This is a genomic window from Stenotrophomonas sp. SrG, assembly GCF_050031795.1.
Lineage (GTDB): Bacteria > Pseudomonadota > Gammaproteobacteria > Xanthomonadales > Xanthomonadaceae > Stenotrophomonas > Stenotrophomonas rhizophila_A.
The window spans coordinates 1-231 of the sequence record NZ_JBNBBE010001698.1 but is presented as its reverse complement, the minus strand read 5'-3'; the positions used below and the strand labels follow the sequence as shown (position 1 = coordinate 231).

1 protein-coding gene is annotated in these 231 nt (G+C 72.3%); it reads left to right on the top strand.

Annotated elements, in window-relative coordinates; all coding sequences use genetic code 11:
• On the top strand, positions 1 to 231 hold a 231-nt coding region (locus tag ACQG3P_RS25140), incomplete at both ends, for a type I 3-dehydroquinate dehydratase (protein ID WP_426806560.1).

The window sequence follows — 231 nt, the reverse complement described above, 5'->3', positions numbered from 1 at the left end:
CGCCAAGGCACTGGTCGCGCTGGGCCAGCGCATCGATCGCTCGCGGGGTGGCAAGCCGATGATCGTCACGTTCCGCTCCCAGGCAGAGGGTGGCAGCAAGGCAATCAGCGATGCCGTCTCCGGCGCATTGAATGCGGCGCTGCGGCGCGGCGGCTTCGCGCCGCTGGTGGACGTGGAAATGTTCCGCGACCCGGCGGGGGGGGCAGCGCGGGTTGCACCGGCGCACCCGGC